Here is a 20,626-nt window from a genome sequence, read left to right as displayed (position 1 = left end):
AAACCTATGTCCGGGCTCACATGATGACCCTGATATCAGTCTTTTGGTCGCAACCCGTAAATCTCTACCGCTTCCTGTAGGCGTTGCGTGACTCTGGATCTCAGCCCCTCCGGCGCCACCACCTCGCAGTCCGGCCCGTACTTGAGGATCTCCATCACCAGCTCGCGCTCGTCGGAGTAGGGCACCTGCAGCTCGTAGCCGTCGGCGCGCCAGTAGCCCACTTGGTCCGGGTGCCAGGTCTCCTCGGCGGCCCAGCGGGCGGCCTCGGGGGTGAAGCGCAGCACGGCCCACTCCCGGGCCTCGCCGGCGAAGATGCCGAAGGCGGCGCCCAGGTGGCGGTCCACGGCGTCCTCGTCGGCGGGGGCGGCGGGCTCGCCGGTGTCCGTGGCGGTCCGCACGCGGTCCAGGGAGAACAGCCGGTAGTCCCCGGCGCGCTCGCACCAGGCCAGCAGGTACCAGTTGTCGCGGTAGTGGTTGAGCCGGTAGGGATGCACCCGGCGGTGGGTGGTCTCGTCGCGGTGGCGGCTGTGGTAGGCGAGCTTCAGGCGGTGGCCGGCGAGGACGGCGCCGGCGATGGCGCCGAAGAGGTCGGGGTCGGTGGGGCGGGCGCCCATGGGCTGGAGGCGGATGCGCCGGCTGACCGTGGCGGCCTCGTGGCCGCTGGCGCCCAGCAGCTCGCGGACCCGCCCCTTCAGGCGGCCGAGCTGGGGGCGGAGGACGCCCGGCTGCACGGCCTCCAGGAGCCGCTCCGCGGCGAGCAGGGCGTACAGCTCGGATTCGTTGAACCACAGGCCGGGCAGCTCGAAGGCGGGGGCCTCGGGGTCGTACCAGTAGCCGCCGGTCCGGTTGCCCGGCGGGATGGGGGCGCCCATGTTGCGCAGGTGCTCGATGTCCCGCTTCACGGTGGCGGGGGAGACCTCCAGCTCCTCGGCGAGCTGCCGCTGGGAAATGGGCCGTCGCCGCTCGCGGAGGAGGCGGTCGATCCGGTAGATGCGGTCGGTCTGGCTCATGGCCGGGCCCCTTTTGGGTAATCAGCGCCTCCGGGGAGCGGGAGGCGGTGCGGGAGTGTTCCCCGCGTGTCGGCCTTCAGAAAGGGAAATCCCGGAGGAGGGTTGGGGCTAACCCTTTGAATTCGGACCATAGTCCGGGACCGCCACGGTGTCCAGCCGGGCGGGGGGACACGGGGCGCTTGCGCGGGAGCGGCGGGACTCGGCTACAATCCTCCCTTTGGCGGTGCGAGGGGGCACGGGATGAGCGAGTTCGCGGAACGCTATTGGGGCAGCTTCACCGGCTGCATCCGCTGGGAGCAGGCGGAGGCGGTGGCCGACCGCGTGGCGGCCGGGGAGGGGCCCTGGTACGCGGTCTCGCCGGAGGCCGGGGCCGCGGCGGAGGTGGAGAAGCTCGGCGCCGGTGAGGCGGCGGCGCGTCTGCGCGAGCGCCTCGGCGAGATGCGGCGGCTCAAGAAGGGGGACTACTGCAATCTGGCCTTCGTGGACGACGCCGAGGAGCCCCGCCTGATCAAGCTGTTCCACCCCAAGCGGGCGGGGGACGCCTGCCGCGTGGGCGGCGACCCCATCCCGCCGTGGGTGGTGCTGAGCCGCTACGTCGTGGATCCGGAGGTCTTCGCCCCCGCCCGGGAGGAGGGCCAGGGATCGTGGTGGCAGCGCATGATCCGCATCGGCGCCCCGGACTGACGCGGGCATGGAAGGCCTCAATCCGCAGCAGCGCAGCGCCGTGCGCACCACCACCGGCCCCCTGCTGGTGCTGGCCGGGGCGGGCTCGGGCAAGACGCGCGTGATCACCGCCAAGATCGCCCACCTGATCGAATCCGAGGGCCTGCCGGCGCGCTCCATCATCGCCGTCACCTTCACCAACAAGGCGGCCAAGGAGATGGAGGGCCGGGTCCGCGAGCGCCTGGCGGGGGACTCGGCGCGCGGCCTCACCGTGTCCACCTTCCACCGCCTGGGCATGAAGATCCTGCAGCGGGAGATCAAGCGGCTCGGCTACCGCGAGCCCTTCTCCATCTTCGACACCGAGGACCAGATCGGCCTGGTGCGGGGGCTCATGCAGGAGACGGGCAACTTCGGCGCCACCCAGCCCGACGAGGTGCGCACCCGCATCTCCGACTGGAAGAACGACCTGGTGGGGCCGGAGGCGGCCCTGGAGCAGGCCGCCAATGACCACGACCTGCGCGCCGCGCGGGTCTACGCCCGCTACCAGGAGTCCCTGCACGCCCACAACGCCGTGGACTTCGACGACCTGATCAATCTGCCGGTGCGGCTGTTCGAGGAGCACCCGGAGGTGGGCGACCGCTGGCGGGAGCGCTGCCGCCACCTGCTGGTGGACGAGTTCCAGGACATCAACGGCGCCCAGTACGCCCTCATGCGCAAGCTGGCCGGGGACGACGGCAACCTCACCGTGGTGGGCGACGACGACCAGTCCATCTACGCCTGGCGCGGCGCCTCGCCGGAGCTGCTCCACCACCTGCAGAGCGACTACCCGGCCCTGCAGGTGGTGAAGCTGGAGCAGAACTACCGCTGCAGCGGCCGCATCCTCAACGCCGCCAACTGCCTGATCGCCAACAATCCGCACCTGTTCGAGAAGCGCCTGTGGTCGGAGCGCGGCGGCGGCGAGGCCATCCAGGTGCTGGAGGCCAAGGACGCCGAGCACGAGGCGGAGCGGGTGATCTCCGCGCTGCTGCGCCACCGCTTCCAGAACGCCACCCGCTACGGCGACTACGCCATCCTCTACCGCTCCAACCACCAGTCCCGCGAGCTGGAGCGCGCCCTGCGCGACCAGGGCATTCCCTACCAGCTCTACGGCGGCATGTCCTTCTTCGACCGCGCCGAGATCCGCGACGTGGTGGCCTACCTGCGCCTGCTGGCCAACCCCGACGACGACATGGCCTTCCTGCGCGCGGTGAACACCCCGCGGCGCGGGGTGGGGGCGGAGAGCCTGGAGCGCCTCGCCGGGCTGGCCAGCGAGGCGGGGCTGAGCCTGTGCGCCGCCGCCGGCGACCCGGCCCTGCGCGACCAGCTGCCCAAGCGGGCGGCGGCCGGGCTGGCGGAGTTCGCCGGGCTCATCGACACCTACGGCGAACGCTGCGACAGCGACGATCCCGGTCAGGCGGCCCGCGACCTGGTGGAGGAGATCGCCTACAAGGACTTCCTCGCCGAGCGCGCCGAGAGCGACAAGGGCGCCGAGCGCCGCGCCGGGAACGTGGACAACCTGCTCAACTGGCTGGACCGCTTCCGCGAGGACAACGAGGACACCGAGGACGACCTCATGGGGGGCTTCGTGCGGCGGCTCACCCTGCTGTCCGCCCTGGACCGCCAGGAGGAGGCGGAGGAGGCCGACGGCGTGCACCTGATGACCCTGCACACCGCCAAGGGCCTGGAGTTCCCCTACGTCTTCCTGGTGGGCATGGAGGAGGAGATCCTGCCGCACCGCAACAGCCTGGAGGCGGGCTCGCTGGAGGAGGAGCGGCGGCTGGCCTATGTGGGGCTCACCCGTGCACAATACGGCCTCACGCTCTCCTGGGCGCGCAGCCGCCGGCGCTACGGCGAGACCCTGGAGTGCGAGCCGTCCCGGTTCCTCGACGAGCTCCCCGCCGAGGAGCTGCGCTTCGACCGCCTGGAGGCCGAGGACCCCGAGGAGAACCAGGCCCTGGGCGCCGCCAGCCTCGACCAGATGCGCAACCTGCTGAACTAAATTCCCGCCCGTGCGGTCCCACGATGCGGACATCATTAGTGTCCGCTTTATTGCCGCTTGCATATAGGCCACAATAGGGCCGCATGTGACGAGCACCGTTTCCTGTAAGGGGAGTTCGTGCGTGATAGGCTGGCGCAGCTCGAGGCCGAGCTGGCCCGATTGGCGGCGGAGATCAACGACCTGCGGGCGGAACGGGATCGCTTGAACCGCGAGCTGGAGTCTTGCGAGGCGCTCCGCCGGCAGGTTGACGGGCTGCGGCAGCGCAACCAGGACCTGGAGGCGGAGCGCGGCCGGCTGCGCGAGCGGTTGGCGGCCCTCCTTCGCCGGGTGGACGGGGCGATCGCGGGCGGCGAATGAAAAAGGACGGCACCGAAACCGTACCGGTCGTGATCCTGGGCAAGGAGTATCCGGTCCGGTGTCCGGCCAACGAGCGGGATCGCCTGGAGCGGCTGGCCCGGTTCGTGGACGAGAAGATGCGGGAGGTGCGCGATTCCGGGGCCGCCCTGGGTACCGACCGGGTTGCCGTGGTGACGGCGCTGAATATCGCCAACGAGCTGTTCGAGGTACAGGACAGGCGACGCGAGGAGGCGGAAGAGGTAGGAGCCCGGACTTCCCGGATGCTGGAGACGGTCCAGCGCCTGTTGGACGAGGAGAGCGACGACGAGGACGGGCTCGCCGACCGAACAGCCGAATAGCCGATTTGACATCCCCTGCGGTGTTCGCAAAAGCCGAAGCGTAACTTGAACCAACACTTTTGAACCCAGGGAGCCCTCACTTGACGTGGAAGAGAGCCCGGACGCCGGGTTCCGGAAGCGTTAACGGGGCACCCACTTGTTGAGCGTGGGTTCAAATACGCGGCGTAGCGGCACCAGCGGGGGATGTTTTTATGCATAACGAATCGAGCGCCACCAAGAAGCGGCGGATCCGCACGGAGGTGCGCAAGGCCCGCCGGGCCTTGTCCCGCCGCGAGGTGCGCCGCAAGAGCCAGGCGGCGGCTCGGTTCGTGGCCCGCACGGGGGCCTTCCACCGGGCCGAACGGGTGGCCTTCTACCTGGCCGCCGACGGGGAGCTGGATCCCCGCTACCTGGTGGAGCGCGCCCGGAAGCTGGGCAAGCGCTGCTTCCTGCCGGTGATCGACACCAAGCTCGGGGGCCGGCTGGCCTTCGCCCCCTACACCCCCGACACCCCCCTGCTGCCCAACCGCTTCGGCATCCCCGAGCCCGCGGTGCCCCGCGCCTTCTGGGTGGGGCCGCGACGGCTCGACGTGATCTACGCCCCCCTGGTGGCCTTCACCCCCGAAGGCGGCCGGCTCGGCATGGGCGGCGGCTTCTACGATCGCACCCTGGCCCACCGCCGCCACCTGACGCTGTGGCGGCGGCCGCGGGTGTTTGGCCTGGCCCTGGAGCTGCAGAAACGGGAATGGCTCCCCGAGGAGCCGTGGGACATCCCGGTGGACGGGGTCGCCAGCGAGGCGGGCCTGTACCCGGGGTGGAGCAGTTTTCGTTGACGACGAATGCGGAGATGGAGGTCGTGCCGGCGGCCGCGCGCCGCCGGGTTGGTGACCAATGATGCGGAGGATACACGGTGGAAACCTTGATCGGACTGGCCGTCGGCCTGCTCCTGGGGGCGGTGCCGACGGGCGCAGGGATGCATATACGCTCCCGGCGGTCCCGGCAGGCGTTGGAGGACCGGCTCGCCGAGGAGCGGCAGCGCCTGGAGGAGGACCTGGAGCGCAACCTCCTACGGCGGGAGCAGGAGATCCGCGAGGAGGCGGAGCGCAAGGCCGAGGAGCGGGCCGAGGCCCGGGAGGCGGAGGCCAAAAAGCGCCTGGAGGAGGTGACCGAGCGCGAGCGCGAGAGCCGGGAGCGGGAGGAGAAGGTCATCCGCAAGCTGGAGGCCCTCGACGAGAAGGAGACCCACCTGGTCGAGCGGGAGAACCGCCTGGAGCAGGAGAAGAAGGACCTGGAGGAGCGCGGCCGGGAGGTGGACCGGCTTGAGGAGGAGCGCAAGAAGCGCCTCGAGGAGGTGAGCGGCTACAGCCTGGAGGACGCCCGCAAGGAGCTGGTGGCCGTGCTGAAGGACGACGCCCGCCGCGAGGCCGAGAGCTACGTCCGCGAGGTGGAGGCCGACGCCAAGGCGCGCGCCCAGGCCAAGGCCGTCGACGTCATGGCCACGGCCATCCAGCGCTGGGCCGGGGAGTACGTGGCCGAGCGCACGGTGTCGGTGGTCACCCTCCCCGGCGACGAGATGAAGGGCCGCATCATCGGCCGCGAGGGCCGCAACATCCGCGCCCTGGAGCGCGAGCTGGGCGTGGACATCATCGTCGACGACACGCCCGGGGCGGTGGTGGTCTCCTGCTTCAATCCCATGCGCCGCACCATCGCCGTGCGCGTCCTGGAGGAGCTGGTGGAGGACGGCCGCATTCACCCGGAGCGCATCGAGAAGGCGGTGAAGAAGCAGCAGGAGGCCATGGACGCCGAGGTCAAGGAGGCCGGGGAGAACGCCCTGATGGACGCCGACGTCCACGGGGTCCCCGAGGACCTGGTGAACATCGTCGGCCAGCTCAAGTTCCGCACCAGCTACACCCAGAACGTGCTCCACCACTCCATCGAGGTGGCCCACTTCGCCGGCATCATGGCCGCCGAGCTGGGTCTGGACCCGGTGCTGGCGCGCCGCGCCGGCCTGCTCCACGACATCGGCAAGGCGGTGGACCACGAGCACGAGGGCGGCCACGCGGCCATTGGCGGCGACCTGGGGCGCAAGTACAAGGAGAAGGCGGAGGTGGTCAACGCCATCGAGGGCCACCACTTCGACGTGGACGCCATCTCCCCCTACACGCCGCTGATCCACGCCGCCGACGCCCTGTCCGCCGCCCGCCCGGGCGCGCGCCGGGAGCAGATGACCAGCTACATCAAGCGCCTGGAGGAGCTGGAGGCGATCGCCGGGCGCTTCCCGGGCGTGGCCCAGGCCTACGCCCTGCAGGCGGGGCGGGAGCTGCGGGTGATCGCCCGCCAGGACGAGATGGACGACCAGGGGGCGTTCCTGCTCTCGCGCAAGATCGCCCACGAGATCGAGGACGAGCTCACCTACCCCGGCGAGATCAAGGTCACCGTCATCCGCGAGACCCGGGCCACCGAGGTGGCCCATTAGGGGGCATGCTGGGACATTGGCGGCCGGGTGCGGTCCCATGTAGGAGCCCGCTTCAGCGGGCTCCTACGGATGTGGGTTTTTTGTGGCAGCGGCCAGTGGCCGCGACAGGCTTCTTTTGCCAACGGCGTCGCGGTCAGTGACCGCTCCCACAGCGGGCCGTCGCGGCCACGGACCGCTCCCGCAACGGCCCGTTTCGACCCCAGGGGCACCTTTGCCCGGCTTCTGTGGGAGCAGCCAGTGGCTGCGACATGCTTCTTTCGCCAAGGGCGTCGCGGCCGGGGTCCGCTCCCACAATGTCCCTTGGGTGCTAGACGTAGGCGGTTTGTGGGAGCGCACTTTTCGGGCGCGATCGAAATTTGCCCCCAGTGCGTAGCCGGGCAATCGCCCGCTAAAGCGGGCTCCTACGGCCGCCGGCCCCAGGTGGCCGACGGTAGCGATTTTTTCTGGAACCAGGACGCGGAACAACGATGAATATCCTTTTTGTGGGCGACATCTTCGGCAAGCCCGGCCGCCGGATCTTCCGGGATCGAATCGACCACCTCAAGCAACGTCTGGACGTGGACCTGCTGATCGTCAACGGCGAGAACGCCGCCGGCGGCTTCGGCATCACCGAGGAGATGGGGGAGGAGATCCTGGCCAAGGCCGACGTGATCACCTCCGGCAACCACATCTGGGACAAGAAGGAGACCCAGCCCTACATCGGCCGCCAGCGGCGGCTGCTGCGCCCGCAGAACTACCCCCCGACGACGCCGGGGCGGGGCTGGTACATCTACGAGAGCGCCTCCGGCGAGCCGGTGGGCATCCTCAACCTCATGGGCCGGGTCTTCATGGACCCCGTGGACTGCCCCTTCCAGACCGCCGACCGGATCCTCGCCGAGAAGCCGGACCACGTGAAGACCGTGTTCGTGGACATGCACTGCGAGACCACCAGCGAGAAGTGGGCCATGGGCTGGCACCTGGCGGGGCGCGCCTCCGTGGTGGTGGGCACCCACACCCACGTGCCCACCGCCGACGAGCGCATCCTCAAGGGCCACACCGGCTTCATCTCGGACGTGGGCATGACCGGCACCTTCGACTCGGTGATCGGCATCAAGAAGGAGAACGTCCTGAAGCGCATGGTCCACAAGCTGCCGGAGCGCTTCGAGGCCGCCAGCGGCCCGGCGGAGCTGAACTCCGTGCTGGTGCAGGTGGACGAGGAGACCGGCGCCTGCACCGGCATCCGCCGCATCCGCGTCAGCGAGGAGGAATAGCCCGCCATGGCTGGACAGCCGGGCCGGAATCCGGGTAGTATTCCGCCCTTGACCAAGCGCGATTAGCTCAGCTGGATAGAGCGTCGGCCTCCGGAGCCGAAGGTCGCAGGTTCGAATCCTGCATCGCGCGCCATATGGAGCGCTGTACTTGAGGGGTTTAGGCATTCGCCTAAACCCCTTTTTTGTCTTTGGCCGGCCGCCACCGGAAAGGTGCCGGTCCCCCCGCCCCGGGGAAGCCATGGAATCGGAGGCTCAAGCCAAGAGGGCCTTATGCGGGGGGCGGGGGAACGGCCCGAATCCCCGGTAGACCAATCGGAAATGGGGCCTGACAATGGGCCGAATACCTTACCAGGCTGGATGAAGGCATGAGCCAGTCTCCGCCCGAAGAGGCCAGTCCCACCGCCGGCTCCGTTCCCGTGGTAGGCATCGGGGGCTCGGCGGGCTCCCTGAAGGCCCTGCAGGAGCTGCTTGCCGCCCTGCCCGAGCAGGCCGGCGTGGCGTTCGTCATCGTCACCCACCATCCATCGGGCCACCGCAGCATGCTGCCCCAGATCCTCCGGCAGAGCTGTGCTCTGCCGGTGGTGGAGGCCGAGGGGGATACCCCCCTGCAGGCGGACCACGTCTACATCGCCCTTCCCGATGCGGGGGAGTGGCGGTTGTCGGACGGGGTTCTTGTGCGGAAGGAGACGGGTGCCCGGGAGCCGGATGGTCCGGCCCCCGATTCCGGGCGCCGGAAGGCCCTCCCTCATGCGGTGGATACCTTCTTCCGTTCCCTGGCGGCGGACCGGGGGCGCCATGCCGCCGCGGTGGTGCTCTCCGGCACGGGTTCGGATGGCACCCTGGGAATCAAGGCCGTCAAGGCCGAGGGCGGGATGGTGATGGTGCAGGATCCCGATTCCGCGGAATTCGGGGGCATGCCCAAAAGCGCCATCGACACCAACCTGGTGGATTACATGCTGTCCCCGGGCGACATGGGGGCCACGCTGATCCCGTATCTGCAGGGATTGATCCACCGCAAGGCCCCGGCCGCCGGCGATCTGCTGGAGGTTTCCTGGAAGACCCTGGACCGGATCCTGGAGCAGGTGCGCGAGCGCACCGGCAACGATTTCTCCGGCTACAAGCAAAGCACCCTTCTGCGGCGCATCGAGCGGCGCATGCACGTGCACCGTCTCGAGGACCCGGAAGAATACGCGGAGTACCTGCGGCGCAATCCGGCCGAAACGGACCTCCTGTTCCGGGAGGTCATCATCAGCGTCACCAACTTCTTCCGCGATCCGGAGGCCTGGGAGGTCCTTGCCGACGACCTCCTCCCCGAGCGGCTCCGGGCGGCCGTGGCCGAGGAGCGCGCGTTCCGGGCCTGGGTGATCGGATGCGCCACCGGGGAGGAGGCCTATTCCCTGGCGATCCTCATTGCGGAATGCCTGGAGCGTCTCGAGCACGCCCCTTCGGTGCAGATTTTCGCCACCGACGTGGACACCATGGCCATCGAGACCGCCCGGGCGGGGCAGTATCCGGCCGGGATCGCCGAGGACGTCACCGAGGAACGGCTGGCCCGGTATTTCGTCGCCGAGCAGGACACCTACCGGGTCAACAAGGAGCTCCGGGACATGGTGGTGTTCGCCGAGCACAACGCCCTGCGTGATCCGCCGTTCACCCGCCTGGACCTGATCACCTGCCGCAATCTCTTGATCTATCTGGAGCGGGACCTGCAAAGGCAGCTCCTGCCCCTGTTCCGGTACGCGCTCCGGCCCCGGGGGCTCCTGTTCCTGGGGGCCTCGGAGTCGGTGGACAAGTTCAGTGGGGTCTTCGCGGTCCAGAACAAGCGCTGGCGGATCTATCGGGCCCAGCTCGATGAGCAGGGGCACCCGCTTCCCAGGATGCCGGGCAGAAGGCCGGAGGCCCCGCGCGGCGTGCGCCCCGGGCCCGCGGAGGGGCAGGGAGAAGCGGAGCCCTCCGCGGACCTGGCCCGGAATATGGAACAGCTCTTGGCCAATCAGTTCGGTCCGCCGAGCGTGCTGGTGAACGACCGCGGGGAGGCCCTGTTCTTCCATGGTCGTACAGGCCGGTTCCTGGAGCCTGCCCACGGCCCCGCCCAGAACCAGCTCCTGGAGATGGCGCGTCCCGGGCTGCGGGGCCCCCTGAGCAAGGCCCTGCGCGAGATCGCAGGCACGAGCGGGGAGGAGGTGCGGCGGCCCGTCCACCTGCCTACGGACGGGGAGTCCGAGGTGGTTCAGCTGGAGGTCCGGATGGTTCGGCACCCCCGCGCCCTGCGGGGGTTCCGCCTGGTGACGTTCCGGACCCCGGGCGTCGCACAGGCCGAAGGTCCGGAGGAAGGGTCGGAGCAGGCTCCCGAACCGGCCGAGGGGGAGCCGGAGAACCGGGTCATCGAGCTGAAGCGGGAGCTGGAAGCGGCGTGGCAGGACAAGCAGGTGACGGTGGAGGAGCTGCAGGGCTCCAATGAGGAGCTCCAGTCCCTCAATGAGGAGCTCCAGTCCATGAACGAGGAGCTGCAGAGCAGCAACGAGGAGCTCGAGGTCTCCAAGGAGGAGGTGGAGTCCCTCAACGAGGAGCTGCGCAGCGTCAACGCCGAGCTCGAGTCGCGCGTCCAAGAGCTCTCCGGCGTCAACGACGACCTGAAAAACCTCCTGGACAGCACGGAGCTGGCCATCGTGTTCCTGGACGAGGACCTGCAGATCAAGCGGTTCACGGAGGCGGCGCGCCGGCTGATCTCCCTGCGGCCCATGGACGCGGGGCGGCCCATCCACGAGCTGACCTCAGAGCTCCAGTACGAGGCGTTGACCGAGGACGCCGAGGAGGTCCTGAGCACCCTTACCCCCAAGGAGGTGGAGGTGCAGAGCGCCTCCGGCCACTGGTACCTGGTGCGGCTGCGGCCCTACCGGACCACCCAGAACCAGATCGGCGGGCTGGTTTGCACCTTTCAGGACATCCAGTCCGCCAAGCGCATGGAGTTCAAGGAGGCCTATTTCCGCGCCATCGTGCAGACCGTGCGGGAGCCGCTGCTGGTGCTGGATCCCGAATTCCGGGTTCAGTACGCCAACGATGGCTTCTATCGGGTGTTCGGCTTCAAGCCCCAAGAGGTGGTGGACCGGACCCTCTTCCAGCTGGGCTCCGGGCAGTGGGACCACCCCGAGCTGCGCTCCCTGCTCGAGGAGGTGCTGCCCACCGAGACCAGCTTTCAGGATTTCGAGATGACGGCCGATTTCGGGAGCCGGGGGCCCAGCCGCCTTTGGCTGAATGCCCGGCAGCTCCAGCGGGAAACGGGCGAGCCCGAGCTGATCCTGCTCACCATGGCGACGCCGGACACGGCCCACCCCTAGAGGGGAAGGAGGGCCCAATGGCCGATGAGGAATCTCCCTCCGATAAGGGGAACAGCCTGCGACAGCGGGCGCGCGAGCGTCTGGGGGCGCGGGGAACCGACGTCTCCGTGATGTCGCTGGAGGACACCCAGGCGCTGGTGGAGGAGCTCCAGGTCCACCAGGAGGAGCTGGCCATCCAGAACGAGGAGCTCCAGGAGATCCGGGAGGCCCTGGAGCGCGCCCGGGACCGCTACCGGGATCTCTTCCAGCAAGCCCCGGTGGGCTACCTCATCCTGGACAACCACGGCCACATCCTGGAGGCCAACTGGCAGGCCACGGAGCTGCTGGGCGTCAGCCGGGGTGTGGTGGAAGAACGCCCTTTTTCGGAATACATCGCCGCCGATTCCCAGGATGCCTGGTTCCTCCACCGGCGGGCCCTGGCCCGGGAGGGCGGGCGGCAGGCCACCGAGCTGGTCCTGGCCCCCGCCGGCGACCAGCGGCGGGTGGTGCGGGTGGAAACGGTCCCCGAGGCGGGCGCGGATCCGGACCAGCTGCGCTATCGCAGCGCCCTGATCGACATCACCGAGAGCAAGCAGGACGAGGAGGCGCTCCTGGAGGGGGAACGGCGCAAGGACGAGTTCCTGTCCCTGCTCGGCCACGAGCTTTCCAACCCCCTGACCCCCATCACCTCCCTGAGCGAGCACCTGCTGAACTACTGGGACCAGCTCGATGCCGAGCGGATCCGGGAGGCGGTGCTGATCATCCGCCAGCAGAGCCACCACCTCGCCCGCATGGTGGAGGAGCTGCTGGATCTGAGCCGGGTCAAGCAGGGCCGCCTCATCCTCCGCAAGACCGAGGTGGACGCCCGGGAGATTGCCCGTCAGGCCCTGGATGCCGTTTCCCCCCGGCTCGAGGAGCAGCAGCAGGGGCTGCAGGTGGAGCTGCCCGAATTCCCCCTGACCACCTTTGCCGACCCCACCCGCCTGGAGCAGATCCTGAGCAACCTCCTCCGCAACGCCTGCAAGTTCACCCCCGCCGGGGGAACCATTCGCCTGTCCGGGACCCGGGAAGGGGAGTGGGTGGTGCTCTTCGTCAGCGACACGGGCAAGGGAATCCCGCCCGAGCATTTGTCCGGGATCTTCGACGACGTCGGCCAGAAGCCCTACCAGGATCCGAATTCCGGGGGCCTGGGTCTGGGGCTCTCCCTGGTCCGCCGGCTGGTGGAGCTGCACGAAGGGCGGGTGGAGGCCCGGAGCCCGGGGGAAGGGCAGGGGGCCACCTTCCTGGTGTGCCTGCCCGCCGCTTAGCTGTGGGAGGTAAAGAGATTGTCCGGGGGCGTCGTCCATGGCGACCCGCTCGCGGGTCCACCGGGGCGGCGGATCTCCGCGAGGATCGGACCCCGGGGGGGAATAGGTGACAAATTTGGTAAGCCCCTCCGGGGAATGTCGCCCCTCCGGGGCGTTGCCGCGCCCGGAGGCCGCTTGAACGGCTCTTCCGCGGCGGCACGGGAATTGCTCCGGGCTTCGCGGGGGGGTGAGCCGTCTCTGGGATGAGCAGGCTCGGCCGAGGTCGCGGATCATTCCCCCAGATTGGCTCGCCCCGTTCGGGAAACCGCCCGCCGGGCGGCGAAAGCAGCGAACCAATCGGAGGATCCCTTGACGACCGCAGAGGCCCCCCACAAAGGGAATTCCTTTCAAGCCTTCCGCCAGAACGCCAGGCTCCTGAAGCGCCGGGCCAGCAAGCATGCCTGGATCGGGATGGCCATCGGGGTCGGCGCCGTCCTGATGGCCACCGCCCTGTTGGCCTATCTCGATCAGGGCACCCTCTATCCGCCCGCGCTCCTCAAGGCCCAGCAGGACAATCCGTCCCTGTGGTTCCTGGACGCAATGCCCTTCGTCTTCGCCTTCTGGGGCCAGTACGTGAGCGCCTTGATGGCGTTCGAGGCGGGGGCGATGGTGATGGACCATACCTCCCAGCTCCAGGCCAAGAACGAGGCCCTGGAGCGGGAGGTTCGCTCCAGCGTGACCAACGATGTGCTCACCGGCCTGCCCAATTGGCTCCTCCTGCTGGATCGGCTGGACCAGGCCATCCGCAACGCCCGGTACGAGGACACCCCCCTGGCGGTGGTCCGGGTCGGGTTCGAGGGCTTCAAGGAGACCAACGACATGGTGGGGTACTACAACGGGGACCGGATCCTGAAGGAGATCGCCCACCGCCTGGAGCGGACCATCGACGACCCCGACACCCTCGCCCGGCCCGGCGGAGCGGACTTCGTTATCCTCCTGACCAAGCTGCAAAGCCCGGCGGAGGCCAACGAGGCGGTGGCCCGGATCCGGGACACCCTGGAGGCCCCCTTCACCGTGGACGGCGTTCAGGTCCCCGTTCACCCCCATATCGGCACCGTCTACTATCCGCACCATGGGGACAATGAGGACTCCCTGCTCCAGAGCGCCTATCAGGCGATGATGGAGGCCAGGAAGAAGGGGGAGCCGGTCGGGGTCTCGCTCCGGGACCCCGCGGTGGGGCAGGCCGCGCAAACCGGCTAGCCGCCCCGGCGGAGAAGGCCCGCATGCTCCCCATCACCGACGGCATCCAGCTCTCCGCTCTGGGGGTCCTGCTCGTCCCGCTGCTGGTGGCGGCGGGGCTTTGCCTGCTGCACCGGCTGGACCGCCGCGACCGAAGGGAATGATCCGGCTCTTCCGGCCGCCCGGACCGAAAGGCCCTTCCCATGACCACCAGCCTGCTCCTTGAAGGGGGCTTGGCCGCGCTCGCCTTCCTGCTGCTGGTCGCCTACCACCTGCGCCTGCTCCGCCGTTTGCGGCGGCACCCCGAGGCCACCGGCCTCGGGCTGGCGGACCGCGTCCGGGAGCGCTGGGTGGAGATGGTGATGGCGGAGCGTCGCGACATCCTGGCCGTGCAGACTCTTCGCAACTGGACCATGGCCGCCACCTTCCTCGCCTCCACGGCCATGCTCCTCGCCCTCGGCATCCTGAGCATCGCCGCCACCAGCGAGCGGGCCGTGGAGGTCTCCCGGCTGCTCACCTTCCTGGAGGGGGCCACCCCGCGCCTCACCCTGGTCAAGCTCATGGTGCTGGCGGGGGTCTTCCTGTTCGCCTTCTTCAACTTCACCCTCGCCATCCGCTACTACAACCACGCCGGCTACCAGCTGGCCCTGCCCCCGGAGCGGGATCCCGGACTGTCTCCGGAGGGGGTGGCCCGCGGCCTGAATCGTGGCGGCCTCCACTACACCCTCGGCATGCGCGCCTACTACCTGGCGGTGCCCCTGGCGCTGTGGCTGTTCGGCCCGGAGCTGCTTCTGCTCGGCGCCCTGCTGGTGCTGCTGGCCCTTGCCCGCCTGGACCGGGCCTGACCCGGCACGGCCCCCGTGGGCAGGCGGGCGCTGGAGCGGGTGCCTTCCGGTGGTGTGGAAGCGCCTCCGCCAATGGGGCAGGGTGAGGGGAAGGAGGTCGATCCCGACCCATGAGCGCACCCCGATCACCCATCCTGCGCGAGGGCCGCAACTGCTGGCGCCTGTGCCGGGCGGACCGGCTGGCCCTCCTGGTGGACGGCCAGCGCTACTACCCCGCCGTGGTGGACAGCCTGGCCCGGGCGCGTTATGCCGCCTGGGTCCTGGCCTGGGACATCGACGGCCGGCTGCGCCTGGATCGGGGCCCGGTACCCGACGGCCTGCCCCCCACCCTGGCGCGCTTCCTGGACGCCCTCTGCGAGCGGCGCGAGGACCTCCACATCCATGTCCTGCTCTGGGACTACGCCATGATCTACGCCCTGGAGCGGGAGCCCTTCCCCAGCATGCACCTGGGCTGGCGCACCCACCGCCGGGTCCACTTCCGCATGGACGGCGCCCATCCCGTGGGGGCCTGCCACCACCAGAAGGTGGTGGCGGTGGACGACGCCGTGGCCTACGCCGGCGGGTTCGACCTGAGCAAGTGGCGCTGGGATACCTCCGCCCACCGGCCCGGGGATCCGGTCCGCACCGACCCGGAAGGCAATCCGTATCCGCCCTTCCACGACGTGCAGTGGGTGGTGGACGGCGAGGCCGCCCGCGCCCTCGGGGCGCTGTGCCGGGACCGCTGGGTCCGGGCCGGGGGGCGCAGCCGGGCGGTGCCGCCGACGGAGGCCGATCCCTGGCCGGCGGGGGTGGAGCCGGACCTGCGGGGGGTGCGGGTGGGCATCGCGCGCACCCAGCCCGCCTACGGCGACCGGCCCGAGGCCCGGGAGATCGAGGCCCTGCACCGGGACGCCATCGCCGCCGCCGAGCGCTTCCTCTACATCGAGAACCAATACTTCACCAGCCACGCGGTGGGCGAGGCCCTGGAGGCGCGCCTGGGGGAGGCCGACGGCCCCGACGTGGTCATCGTCCTGCCCCTGCGCAAGGACGGCTGGCTGGAGCGGCAGACCATGGACGTCCTGCGCAGCCGGCTGCTGCGGCGCCTGCGGGCGGCGGACGGCCACGGCCGCCTGCGGGTCTACTATCCCCATATCCCCGGTCTGGAGCCGGACTGGGTAAGCGTCCACTCCAAGGTGCTGGTGGTGGACGACCGGCTCATCCGGGCGGGGTCGGCCAACATGAGCAACCGCTCCATGGGGCTGGACACCGAGTGCGATCTGGCCCTGGAGGCGGGGCCGGGCGACACCGAGGTGCGGGCGTTCATCGCCGGGGCCCGCAACCGCCTGCTCGCCGAGCACCTGGGGGTAAGCGAGGCGGAGGTGGTTCGGGCCCTGGAGGAGGCCGCCTCGCCGGGGGCCGCGGTGGAAAGCCTGCGTACCGGGGAAGGCCGGAGCCTGCGGCCTTTGGACGGCACGGTGAGCCCTTCCTCGGAGCGCCTGCTGCCCGATGCGGCGGTCATCGACCCCGAGCGGCCCGTGGATCCCGACGAGTTCGTGGAGGTCTACGTGCCGCCCGAGGACCGCAAGACCGGTCGGCGCCAGGCTTTGCTTTTTTCGGGCCTGCTGCTGGGTTTGGTGATCCTCGCCATTCTCTGGCAGGTGACCCCCCTGGAGGAGTGGTTCCAGGCGGAGCGGGTGGCCCGCTGGCTGGAGTCCATCCGCTACAGCCCCCTGGCCTTGCCGGTGGTGATCGGGGTGTACGTGGTGGCGTCCCTGCTGACCCTTCCCCTGGCGGTGATGATCGTGGGAACGGCCATCGCCTTCGGCCCCTGGCTGGGGTTCGCCTACGCCATGGTGGCCGCCCTGCTCACCGCCGTGCTCACCTACGGGCTGGGGGCCGCGCTCGGCCGGCAGTCTGTGGCCAACCTGGCCGGGGCCCGCCTCAACCGCATCAGCCAGTGGCTGGCCGACCGCGGCGTCCTCGGTGTGGCCACCCTGCGGGTGCTTCCCGTGGCGCCCTTCGTCATCGTCAACCTGGTGGCGGGGGCGGTGCACATCCGCTTCCGCAGTTACTTCTGGGGCTCGGCCATCGGCATGATCCCGGGGACGCTGGCCATCTCGGTGTTCGCCGACAGCCTCCTGGCGGTGCTCGTCGACCCCAACTGGACCGGGATCGGCGTCCTGGCGAGCGTCACGGCCGGAGTGGTGGCGGGCACGCTGCTGGTGCGTCGCTGGATGCGTGGCCGCGCGGCCCGCTCCGGGGAAGGGGGGGCAACCCTTGGCTGAGGGGGGAGAGCGGGGGGACGACCGTGTCGGGCTGCGCGTGGCTACCTACAACATCCACAAGGGCGTGGGCCGGGACCGCCGGCGGGACCCCGGGCGCATCGCCGCGGTGATCCGCAACCTGGGGGCGGGGGTCTTGGCCCTCCAGGAGGTGGATACCCGCCAGGGCCATCTGCCCTGGGTCCACGAGATGGACTACCTGGCGGAGACCTCCGGCTACACGGCGGTGGTCGGCCCCACCCACACGCGCTACGACTACCACTTCGGCAACGTGGTCCTGTCCGCCCACCCCGTGAGCGCGGTGCGCCATGTGGACCTGAGCATCTACCGCCGGGAGCCGCGCGGCGCCCTGGAGCTGGAGCTGCAGGTGCACGGTACGCCCCTGCGGGTGGTGGCCACCCATCTTGGCCTGTACCCCGGCGAGCGCCTGCGGCAGGTGCGCTGGCTCCTGGAGCACCTCGGCGGGGTCCCGTCGGAGCCCACCGTGCTCCTGGGCGACCTCAACGAATGGCTGCCCTGGGCGCGTTCCCTGCGGCTGCTGCACCGGGTGTTCGGCCGGTCCCCCGGCCCCGCGAGCTTCCCGGCGGCCTTGCCCCTCCTGGCCCTGGACCGCATCTGGGCCCACCCCCGGGAGGGGCTGGAGGACGTGCGCGCCTGGCACACATCCCACGCCCGGGGGGCCTCCGACCACCTGCCGGTGACCGCCCACTTCGCGTTCTCCCGGGCCGGGGTCAGCGCCGGCGATAGGAATCGAAGTCCCGCTCCAGCTCCTCGGGATCGAGCTGTGCCGCGCTGACCAGCTCGCCCGCCATCAGGACGGGCTCGCCCTCGGCCTGCCAGCGGTCGAGCTCCGCGACCGAGGCGCGGGGGGAGAACCAGCCCAGCCCGGCGTACAGCAGGCCGATCAGCGGGGACAGCCAGCAGGCCACGGCGAAGGGCGCGTAGGCCAGGGTGGGGATGCCCAGGGCGCCGGCGGTGAAGGCGCCGCCGGCGCTCCACGGCACCAGCGGGTTGATCAGGGTGCCGCCCTCCTCGATGGAGCGCGACAGGTTGAGCATGGACAGCCCCCGTCCCCGGTAGACCGGCCCGAACATGCGCCCGGGCAGGGCCACCGCCAGGTAGGGATCGCCGGTGATCAGGTTGGTGCCCACCGAGCCGCCGGTGCTGGCCGCCACCAGCGACAGGCGCCCGCGCACGCGCCGGACGATGGCGTTGAGGAGCACCTCCAGGCAGCGGGTCTGCTCCAGGATGCCGCCGAAGCCGAGGGCGATGAGCACCAGGGAGATGGTCCACATCATGGACTGGATGCCCCCCTTGGACAGCAGCTCGTCCACCGCCTCCACCCCGGTGGCGCTCGAGAAGCCGTCCTGCATGGCGGCGGAGATCTCCGGGACGCTGGCCCCCTGGGCGAAGTAGGCGGTGACCGCCCCGGCGAGGACGCCGAGGAACAGGGTGGGCAGGGCGGGGAAGCGCCGCACCGCCAGCACCAGCACCAGGAGCGCCGGGAGCAGAAGCAGGGGGTGGAAGGCGAACTGCCCCTCCAGGGCGGCCATGATGGCCTCCACGCGCTCGGCGTGCAGGGTCTGGTCGGCGTAGCCCCGCCCCAGGAGCCAGAAGAGGGCCGCCGCGGCGAGCATGGCGGGGATCGCCGTGGCCATCATGTTGCGGATGTGGCTGAACAGGTCGGTGGAGGTTACGGCCGGGGCGAGGTTGGTGGTGTCCGATAGGGGCGACATCTTGTCGCCGAAGAAGGCCCCGGAGACGATGGCGCCGCCGGTGAGGTGGGCGGGGATGCCCAGGCCCTCGCCGATGCCCACCAGGGCCAGGCCCACCGTGCCCACCGTCCCCCAGGAGGTGCCGATGGCCACCGAGACCACCGCGGGCAGGAGCATGGCGGCGAGCAGGAAGTACTGCGGGGTGATGAGCTGCAGCCCGTAGTAGATGAGCAGGGGCACGGTGCCGGACAGGATCCAGGTGCCGATGATCATGCCCACGGTCATGAGGATGGCTACCGACGGCAGTCCCACGTGGACCACGTGGTAGAGCCCGGTCTCCATGTCCCGCCAGCGATAGCCCCAGGTCCAGGCGAGCAGACCGGTGAAGGCGATGCCCAGGGCCAGGGGGATCTGAGGGGCGAACTCCTCGAAAACGGCGAGCTGCACCAGCATGAGGACCATGGTCGCTACCAGGGGCAGCAGGGCCATGAACGGGCTCGGCCTGGGTAGCTCGCCGCCGGCCGCTTCCGCTTGCGGGGTCATGGGCTCCCTCTTCCGGTTTGGTCGGGCTCGCCGGATTATAACGTTCCGTCCGCGCCTGTCCCGGGCCTTCTTGACGCTGGCCCCCTGCTGGTCCATGCTCAGGCCTCCGTGCTGACCGACCGGTCAGCCGCGATCCGAAGCCCGACCCCCGTTATCCGCGTGCTCTTGCAAGGGAACCCCGAGCCATGATCAAGCGCATGATCCTTATGGTGCTTGCCCTCGCCGTCGTCTTCGGGGGCATCTTCGGCTGGAAGTACTACCAGGGCATGCTCATGCAGCAGATGATGGCTTCCAAGGAGGAGCCTCCGGTAACGGTTACCACGGCGGAGGCGGAGGCCGAGACCTGGCAGCCGGAGCTGAAGGCGGTGGCGAGCCTGCGGGCGGAGAGCGGGGTGGCGGTGAGCCCGGAGCTGGACGGCCGGGTGGCGGAGATCCCCTTCGAATCGGGCCAGGAGGTGGACGAGGGCGATCTCCTGGTGGCCCAGAGCACCGCCACCGAGGAGGCCGAGCTGGAGCGCCTGCGGGCCCGCCGCGAGCTGGCCGAGGCCCGACTGCGTCGCCAACGGAGGTTGGTGGAGCAGGATCAGACCTCCCAGGAGGCGGTGGACGAGGCCGCCGCCGAGCTGAAGACCCTGGAGGCGCAGATCCAGGGGCAACGCGAGGCCATCGCCAAGAAGCACATCCGGGCCCCCTTCGCCGGGGTGCTGGGGATCCGCAACGTGGACCGCGGTCAGTTCGTTTCCCCCGGCCAGGACCTGGTGACCATCCAGGCGCTGGAGCCCCTGCACGCCGACTTCGACCTGCCGCAGCAGAGCCTGGGCCGGGTGCGGGTGGGCATGCCGGTGCGCCTCACCGTGGATACCTTCCCGGACCGGACCTTCGAGGGCGAGGTCACGGCCATCGAGCCCGAGGTGGCCCAGGAGACCCGCAACTTCGCGGTGCGCGCTACCTTGCCCAACGAGGACCGCAGCCTGCGCCCCGGCATGTTCGCCCAGGCAGCGGTGCAGCTTCCCGAACAGGGGGACGTGGTGACGCTTCCGCAGACCGCCGTCTCCACCGACCCCTACGGCGAATCGGTGTTCGTGGTGGAGGAGGCCGAGGATGAGGAGGAGCCATCCACCGTCACCAAGCGCTTCGTGCGCACGGGCGAGCGCCGCGGCGACCAGGTGGCCATTGAAGAGGGTGTGGAGTCCGGCGAGACGGTGGTCACCAGCGGCCAGCTCAAGCTGGAGGAGGGGGCGCGCATCCAGGTGGACAACAGCGTCCAGCCCGGCAACGATCCTGAACCCCAACCGGCGAACAAGTAGGG

General features: G+C 70.0%; 16 protein-coding genes, 1 tRNA gene and 1 other RNA gene. 16 read left to right on the top strand and 2 right to left on the bottom strand.

Translation table 11 applies throughout. From position 1 onward, the window contains the following. Positions 1 to 35 precede the first annotated feature (35 nt). Positions 36 to 1,010 carry a helix-turn-helix transcriptional regulator gene (locus tag ACLFRB_RS05225; RefSeq protein ID WP_411067948.1) on the bottom strand — a complete coding sequence of 325 codons (975 nt, stop codon included), beginning with the start codon at positions 1,008 to 1,010 and terminating at the stop codon, positions 36 to 38. A gap of 240 nt (positions 1,011 to 1,250) precedes the next feature. On the opposite strand from ACLFRB_RS05225, the gene ACLFRB_RS05220 reads away from it, so the two are divergent. The 15 genes from ACLFRB_RS05220 (at position 1,251) to ACLFRB_RS05150 (ending at position 17,855) form a co-directional block, all read left to right on the top strand. Then, positions 1,251 to 1,694, top strand: coding sequence for a hypothetical protein (locus ACLFRB_RS05220; protein WP_411067947.1), 444 nt, complete (start codon positions 1,251 to 1,253; stop codon positions 1,692 to 1,694). 7 nt (positions 1,695 to 1,701) lie between these two features. Next, positions 1,702 to 3,711, top strand: a complete 2,010-nt coding sequence (locus ACLFRB_RS05215; RefSeq protein WP_411067946.1) for a UvrD-helicase domain-containing protein — start codon at positions 1,702 to 1,704, stop codon at positions 3,709 to 3,711. Positions 3,712 to 3,828: 117 nt separating this feature from the next. Further along, positions 3,829 to 4,068 carry a hypothetical protein gene (locus tag ACLFRB_RS05210; RefSeq protein WP_411067945.1) on the top strand — a complete coding sequence of 80 codons (240 nt, stop codon included), beginning with the start codon at positions 3,829 to 3,831 and terminating at the stop codon, positions 4,066 to 4,068. Continuing rightward, the gene (locus ACLFRB_RS05205) at positions 4,065 to 4,406 is read left to right on the top strand and encodes a cell division protein ZapA (RefSeq protein WP_411067944.1); all 342 of its coding nucleotides are present in this window, start codon (positions 4,065 to 4,067) and stop codon (positions 4,404 to 4,406) included. Before ACLFRB_RS05210 ends, ACLFRB_RS05205 begins: the two co-directional genes overlap by 4 nt. Before the next feature lie 9 nt (positions 4,407 to 4,415). Continuing rightward, positions 4,416 to 4,593: non-coding RNA, 6S RNA (gene ssrS, locus ACLFRB_RS05200), on the top strand. A 4-nt stretch (positions 4,594 to 4,597) separates the two neighbouring features. Further along, positions 4,598 to 5,218: a 5-formyltetrahydrofolate cyclo-ligase gene (locus ACLFRB_RS05195; protein WP_411067943.1), complete on the top strand. Its 621-nt coding sequence runs from the start codon at positions 4,598 to 4,600 to the stop codon at positions 5,216 to 5,218. Between the two features lie 77 nt (positions 5,219 to 5,295). Next, positions 5,296 to 6,861 carry a ribonuclease Y gene (gene rny, locus ACLFRB_RS05190; protein WP_411067942.1) on the top strand — a complete coding sequence of 522 codons (1,566 nt, stop codon included), beginning with the start codon at positions 5,296 to 5,298 and terminating at the stop codon, positions 6,859 to 6,861. A 467-nt stretch (positions 6,862 to 7,328) separates the two neighbouring features. Beyond that, positions 7,329 to 8,111 (top strand): TIGR00282 family metallophosphoesterase, encoded by a 783-nt coding sequence (locus tag ACLFRB_RS05185; protein WP_411067941.1) that lies wholly within the window; start codon positions 7,329 to 7,331, stop codon positions 8,109 to 8,111. Positions 8,112 to 8,167: 56 nt separating this feature from the next. Continuing rightward, positions 8,168 to 8,244 (top strand) — tRNA-Arg (locus ACLFRB_RS05180). A gap of 232 nt (positions 8,245 to 8,476) precedes the next feature. Next, a complete protein-coding gene (locus tag ACLFRB_RS05175; RefSeq protein ID WP_411067940.1) occupies positions 8,477 to 11,449 on the top strand; it encodes a CheR family methyltransferase in 2,973 nt (990 codons plus the stop codon). 17 nt (positions 11,450 to 11,466) lie between these two features. Beyond that, on the top strand, positions 11,467 to 12,735 hold the full coding sequence (locus ACLFRB_RS05170) for an ATP-binding protein (protein WP_411067939.1): 1,269 nt from the start codon (positions 11,467 to 11,469) through the stop codon (positions 12,733 to 12,735). A gap of 348 nt (positions 12,736 to 13,083) precedes the next feature. After that, positions 13,084 to 13,974, top strand: a complete 891-nt coding sequence (locus ACLFRB_RS05165) for a diguanylate cyclase domain-containing protein (RefSeq protein WP_411067938.1) — start codon at positions 13,084 to 13,086, stop codon at positions 13,972 to 13,974. A 182-nt stretch (positions 13,975 to 14,156) separates the two neighbouring features. Further along, positions 14,157 to 14,798 carry a DUF599 domain-containing protein gene (locus tag ACLFRB_RS05160; RefSeq protein WP_411067937.1) on the top strand — a complete coding sequence of 214 codons (642 nt, stop codon included), beginning with the start codon at positions 14,157 to 14,159 and terminating at the stop codon, positions 14,796 to 14,798. A gap of 110 nt (positions 14,799 to 14,908) precedes the next feature. After that, entirely contained in the window at positions 14,909 to 17,062 is a 2,154-nt protein-coding gene (locus ACLFRB_RS05155) for a VTT domain-containing protein (RefSeq protein ID WP_411067936.1), read from the top strand. Then, complete coding sequence (locus ACLFRB_RS05150) at positions 17,055 to 17,855, top strand: endonuclease/exonuclease/phosphatase family protein (protein ID WP_411067935.1); 801 nt, start codon at positions 17,055 to 17,057, stop codon at positions 17,853 to 17,855. The genes ACLFRB_RS05155 and ACLFRB_RS05150 overlap by 8 nt, the downstream gene beginning before the upstream one ends. Here ACLFRB_RS05150 and nhaC read toward each other — a convergent pair. Continuing rightward, a complete protein-coding gene (gene nhaC / locus ACLFRB_RS05145) occupies positions 17,791 to 19,317 on the bottom strand; it encodes a Na+/H+ antiporter NhaC (protein WP_411067934.1) in 1,527 nt (508 codons plus the stop codon). The two genes, ACLFRB_RS05150 and nhaC, sit on opposite strands and share 65 nt — an antisense overlap. Positions 19,318 to 19,502: 185 nt before the next feature. On the opposite strand from nhaC, the gene ACLFRB_RS05140 reads away from it, so the two are divergent. Continuing rightward, positions 19,503 to 20,624 (top strand): efflux RND transporter periplasmic adaptor subunit, encoded by a 1,122-nt coding sequence (locus ACLFRB_RS05140; protein ID WP_411067933.1) that lies wholly within the window; start codon positions 19,503 to 19,505, stop codon positions 20,622 to 20,624. The last annotated feature ends 2 nt before the right edge of the window (positions 20,625 to 20,626 follow it).

Source organism: Thiohalorhabdus sp. (genome assembly GCF_046545655.1).
GTDB lineage: Bacteria > Pseudomonadota > Gammaproteobacteria > Thiohalorhabdales > Thiohalorhabdaceae > Thiohalorhabdus.
The sequence above is the reverse complement of the archived record's forward strand: the minus strand, read 5'-3'. Positions and strand labels throughout refer to the sequence as shown.

What these genes read in the sequence shown, in the direction of transcription:
- ACLFRB_RS05225 (WP_411067948.1), bottom strand. Translation starts at nt 1,010, where the DNA reads ATGAGCCAGACCGACCGCATCTACCGGATCGACCGCCTCCTCCGCGAG.
- ACLFRB_RS05220 (WP_411067947.1), top strand. Translation starts at nt 1,251, where the DNA reads ATGAGCGAGTTCGCGGAACGCTATTGGGGCAGCTTCACCGGCTGCATC.
- ACLFRB_RS05215 (WP_411067946.1), top strand. Translation starts at nt 1,702, where the DNA reads ATGGAAGGCCTCAATCCGCAGCAGCGCAGCGCCGTGCGCACCACCACC.
- ACLFRB_RS05205 (WP_411067944.1), top strand. Translation starts at nt 4,065, where the DNA reads ATGAAAAAGGACGGCACCGAAACCGTACCGGTCGTGATCCTGGGCAAG.
- ACLFRB_RS05195 (WP_411067943.1), top strand. Translation starts at nt 4,598, where the DNA reads ATGCATAACGAATCGAGCGCCACCAAGAAGCGGCGGATCCGCACGGAG.
- ACLFRB_RS05185 (WP_411067941.1), top strand. Translation starts at nt 7,329, where the DNA reads ATGAATATCCTTTTTGTGGGCGACATCTTCGGCAAGCCCGGCCGCCGG.
- ACLFRB_RS05175 (WP_411067940.1), top strand. Translation starts at nt 8,477, where the DNA reads ATGAGCCAGTCTCCGCCCGAAGAGGCCAGTCCCACCGCCGGCTCCGTT.
- ACLFRB_RS05170 (WP_411067939.1), top strand. Translation starts at nt 11,467, where the DNA reads ATGGCCGATGAGGAATCTCCCTCCGATAAGGGGAACAGCCTGCGACAG.
- ACLFRB_RS05160 (WP_411067937.1), top strand. Translation starts at nt 14,157, where the DNA reads ATGACCACCAGCCTGCTCCTTGAAGGGGGCTTGGCCGCGCTCGCCTTC.
- ACLFRB_RS05155 (WP_411067936.1), top strand. Translation starts at nt 14,909, where the DNA reads ATGAGCGCACCCCGATCACCCATCCTGCGCGAGGGCCGCAACTGCTGG.
- nhaC (WP_411067934.1), bottom strand. Translation starts at nt 19,317, where the DNA reads ATGACCCCGCAAGCGGAAGCGGCCGGCGGCGAGCTACCCAGGCCGAGC.
- ACLFRB_RS05140 (WP_411067933.1), top strand. Translation starts at nt 19,503, where the DNA reads ATGATCAAGCGCATGATCCTTATGGTGCTTGCCCTCGCCGTCGTCTTC.